The following is a 4,480-nucleotide window of genomic DNA, read 5'->3' as shown; positions in this document are numbered from 1 at the left end:
TCCTCCGGATCAACCTCATCCTCGGAAATCACCTGGTTGCGGATCGACATGCCGGCCTTGTGGACGCTCATCGGATCGCCCGACACCAGCGGGTGCCAGTCATAGAGGTCCTTGCCCTCGCCGATCAGGCGGTAGGCGCAGGTTTGCGGCATCCATTCCAGTTCGGTGACGTTTTTCGGGGTCAGGATGACGCAGTCGGGGACGCGCTGTTTGCGGTTGGTGTAATCGCCGCAGCGGCAGGTGTCGGCGTTGAACAGGCGGCAGGTGACGTCGGTGTGCAGGCGCAGGCCTGAATCCTCGTCTTCGAGCTGGATCAGGCAGCATTTGCCGCAGCCATCGCACAGGGATTCCCATTCCGGCTTGCTCAATTGTGACAATGTTTTCGTTTTCCAGAAAGGCTGTGTCATGTCTGTCGCCTGAATTTGGCCCAGTTTCCGGGGCCTAGGATTGCAGCAGGCCGGCGTGTTACGGCAGGTCTGGGTTTTGGGTGGCTATAGCATGTTCAACGAGCCGTATCGCGCCGATCACATGATGGAACGCGAACAGAGACAGCGGCGCACGCTGATCATTGGCGCCAGCGTCACCGGTGTCAGCCTGCTCGGCATGCTGATCGCGGCGCTCATGGTGTGGGACTGGGCCTTCCATGATTTGCCACCGGCACCGGGCTCGGCAGCGGAATTATGGTCGGTGCGGCTGGAGCCATCGGTCACCGTGCTCGACACCCATGGCGATGTGCTCGCCGTGCGCGGACCGCTCTATGCGCGCGCCATCTCGCTCGATGCGCTGCCGGCTTATGTGCCGCAGGCCTTCCTGGCGATCGAGGACCAGCGTTTTTACGAGCATGGCGGGGTGGATTATCGCGGCGTCGCGCGGGCGCTGTGGACCAATCTGCGCGCCGGACGCTCGGTGCAGGGCGGCTCGACCATCACCATGCAGCTGGTCAAGAATCTGATGCTGACGCCGGACCGGCTCTTGCGGCGCAAGCTGCAGGAGATCCGCCTCGCCTGGGCGCTGGAGGACAATCTCACCAAGACGGAAATCCTCGAACTCTATCTCAACCGCATCTATCTCGGCGCCCGCGCCTTCGGCGTCGAGGCGGCGGCGCATCGCTATTTCTCCAAACCCGCCAGCGACCTCACCCTGGCCGAGGCGGCGATGCTGGCCGCCTTGCCCAAGGCGCCCTCGCGGCTCGATCCGACCGTCAATCTCGTCGCCGCCCAGGCGCGCGCCGAACAAGTGCTGGCGGCGATGCTCGCAGCCGGCTTTATTACCGAGGAAGCGCGCGCCGAGGCGGTCGCCAATCCCGGCGTGCCCGTGCCGGCCAGTCTCGATCCCCAGGCCGGGGTGACCTGGGGCTATGTGTTCGATTATGCGGTGCTGGAAGCCGCGCGGCTTCTGCCCGAAGACGTGCCCGATCTGGTGATCCGCACGACGATCGACCCGGCGCTGACCCTGGCGGCGCGCGACAGTATTGCCGGCGTGCTCGATAGCGACGGCGCGGCGGTCAATGCCAGCGAGGCGGCGATCGTCCTGCTGGCACCGGACGGGGCGATCCGCGCCTTTGCCGGCGGGCGTGATTATCTCGTCAGCCAGTTCAACCGCGCCCTGCAGGCCCAGCGCCAGCCCGGCTCGGCCTTCAAGCCGATCGTGTTTACTGCGGCGCTGGAAGCCGGTTACGACCCCTCCTCCGCCGTCTGGGATGAGCCGGTCGATCTGGAAGGCTGGGAACCACAGAATTTCGCCGGCGGCTATCGCGGTCTGGTCACCCTGCAGGAAGCCCTGCGGCGCTCGATCAATACGGTCGCAGCCCAGGTCGCCAGCGATGTCGGGCTGGGGCGGATTGTCGAGACCGGTCACCGGATGGGCATTCGCTCGACCCTGCCGGAATTGCCGGCCATTGCGCTGGGTGCCGCCGAGGTCAATCTGCTCGAACTGACGGCGGCCTATTCGGTCTTCCCGCGCGATGGCCAGCGCTTTGATCCCTGGTTCGTCGAGCGCATCACCAATTCGCGCGGCGACGTGTTGTACGAGCACGCCGAGACGGCGCCGGTGCAGGCGCTGGCGCCGGACGTGGCGCGGCCGATGTCCACCATGCTGCAGGATGTGGTATTATCGGGCACCGGACGCCGCGCCATCCTCGCCGGTGGCCGCGCCGTCGGCGGCAAGACCGGCACCAGCCAGTCCTTCCGCGATGCCTGGTTCATCGGCTTCACCGCCGATTACACAGCCGGCGTCTGGGTCGGCAATGATGATGACAGTCCGATGAGCAATGTCACCGGCGGCGGACTGCCGGCGACAATCTGGCAGCGCTATATGACGGCCGTGCATCAGGGCATTCCGGTGCACGCGCTCAGCGCCCCGGCGCCGCGCTCACGCTCGGAACGCGAGGAAAGGCTGGCCGCCTTCTATTCCGACCTGTCCGATGCCTTCGACGCCTTGCTGGCGGATCCGTCCGCCGCCGCCGGCGATCCCAGGGAGCGCTGAACCAGCGCCGTCAATTGCGCGATCTCGCCGCGCAAACCAGCGATCTCGCTCTGCAGCTCGATCACATCCTCGCCGACCTCGGCATCACGCTCTTCTTCCGCGTCGAAATGCTTCGACTGCAGGCTGTCGACGATGATGGCGATGAAGAGATTGAGGATGGCGAAACTGGTCAGCACGATAAAGACGAGGAAAAACAGCCAGGCCCAGGGATGGTATTCCATCACCGGCAGGGCCAGGTCGGTCGCCCAGCCTTCCAGCGTCATCACCTGGAACAGCGAGAAGGCCGTATCGCCCAGCGTGCCGAAACGCTCGGGATTGGTGCCGGCATAAAGCTTGGTCGCCATCACGGCGGAGACATAGAAGGTCAGCCCCAGCACGGCCATCACCGCCCCCATGCCCGGGATCGCGCGCAGCAGCGCTTCGACCACCTTGCGCATTTCCGGCATCACCGAGAACAGGCGGAAGGTCCGCAGCACGCGCAGCGAGCGCAAGACCGAAAAACTCCCGGCCATCGGCAAGACCGAGACCAGGATCACCACAAGGTCGAACCAGTTCCAGCCGGAGCGGAAAAACTGCAGCCGGTAGGCGATCAGCTTGAGGCTCAGCTCAATGACGAAGATCATCACGACGATGCGGTCGATCAGCGGCAGGGAGCGGACAAACCAGGGCGCCGCGAAGGGCAGGGTGTCGAGACCCAGCGTGATGGCGTTGAAAATGATCACCACCATGATCGAGTTCCGGAAGCCGCCACTTTCGACGAAGGCGGTTAGCCGCGCCCGGAGACCCTGAGAGGTCGATTTCATTGCGCCACCCCGTTGCTGGCCTTCTCGTAACGCCAGCAGGAGCGGAGTTCAACTGTGATTTGAGCCTGTTATGCGCTCGCAAATCAGTCAGCTGGAACCTTTCAGGCCCCGTCAGCCAGGCGCGGGCCGTGGCCCGAGGCCCGCACTTCCGCACCACCAACCACGCCTGAAATGGGCCATAACACGCTGTACTTTAAATAAATTCACCCAGCCACAATACAAATCCACCCCGCCAGAGGACGGCAGCCTGACAAAGCCGGGCACCCGCCCTGGCAGCCCGGAATATCACGGCAAGGCGGCTGCGATCACCACATCTGCAATCTTAGACCAGTCTTAAGGAAAGTCTGTTTCTATTTGCCACCGAGTGGGTTTGAGGGTTGAGCGTGAAATCGAGTGGGAACAACAGGCTTGCCGGCCAGACAATGGAGCGGCCAGCGCCGCCGGCCGATGCTGTCGAGCGGGAAATGGCGATCGCCTTCCGTCCGGTCGTCCGTGGTTTCCTGTTCGCGCTCTGCCTGTATTACGGCTTGCTGAGCGTCTCCTATATCGTCATCCCCCAGGACTTCCCGGCATCGACCTATGCCGTCCTGCTGGCGCTGATCAGCGCCTCAGCGGTCACCGCAGGTGTGATGCACCGGCTGGCTCGCACGTCCTGCCGCAAGCGCACGATCGAGTTTTACGGCCTGGCCGGCAATGCGATTTTGCTCGGCAATGTCACGGTCCAGATGGCGCTCAACTTCGAGCCCGAAAACCTGGCCTATTTCATCCTGGCAATGCCGATTTTTGCGACGGTATCCATCAGCCTGCGATCGACGCTCCCAAGCATGCTGATCACCGTCGCCGCAATGTTGACCTTTGTTGCGATCCACATGCCCGAAATGCTTGGGGAATACCTCTTCATGGCCCTGGCCGCAGGGATTAGCGCCGTCGGGATGGCGATGTTGATGCGCGGCGCCGTCTTCCGTGCCACCACCGCCCGCCTCGAAGCCGACGAAAACAGCAACCGGGCCGAAGCCCTCGCGGCGAAATCGGAAATGCTGGCCGAGAAGGCCGAGGCGCTGACCCTCCAGACGCGCGAAATGGCTGAACATGATTCCCTCACAGGACTGGCCAATCGCTTCAGCTTCTTCAATGCCTTCGGGACGGCGATCGCGGGCCGGCGCAAGCGTGATCAACACACCATGCTGGTCCTG

At 63.7% G+C, this 4,480-nt stretch carries 4 protein-coding genes; 2 read left to right on the top strand and 2 right to left on the bottom strand.

Annotated elements, in window-relative coordinates:
• Positions 1–407: YcgN family cysteine cluster protein (locus AAC023_RS13710; RefSeq protein ID WP_339741757.1), on the bottom strand; the 407-nt coding region annotated here is incomplete at its 3' end.
• Positions 408–498: 91 nt separating this feature from the next.
• On the opposite strand from AAC023_RS13710, the gene AAC023_RS13705 reads away from it, so the two are divergent.
• Positions 499–2,484 (top strand): PBP1A family penicillin-binding protein, encoded by a 1,986-nt coding sequence (locus AAC023_RS13705; protein ID WP_339741756.1) that lies wholly within the window; start codon positions 499–501, stop codon positions 2,482–2,484.
• On the opposite strand, the gene AAC023_RS13700 is transcribed toward AAC023_RS13705, so the two are convergent.
• Entirely contained in the window at positions 2,406–3,287 is an 882-nt protein-coding gene (locus AAC023_RS13700; RefSeq protein WP_339741755.1) for an ion transporter, read from the bottom strand. The genes AAC023_RS13705 and AAC023_RS13700 overlap by 79 nt on opposite strands.
• A 422-nt stretch (positions 3,288–3,709) precedes the next feature.
• Here AAC023_RS13700 and AAC023_RS13695 point away from each other — a divergent pair.
• The coding region (locus AAC023_RS13695) for a GGDEF domain-containing protein (RefSeq protein ID WP_339741754.1) at positions 3,710–4,480 on the top strand (771 nt) is incomplete at its 3' end.

The organism is uncultured Maricaulis sp. (assembly GCF_963976135.1).
Taxonomy (GTDB): Bacteria; Pseudomonadota; Alphaproteobacteria; order Caulobacterales; family Maricaulaceae; genus Maricaulis.
The sequence above is the reverse complement of the archived record's forward strand: the minus strand, read 5'-3'. Positions and strand labels throughout refer to the sequence as shown.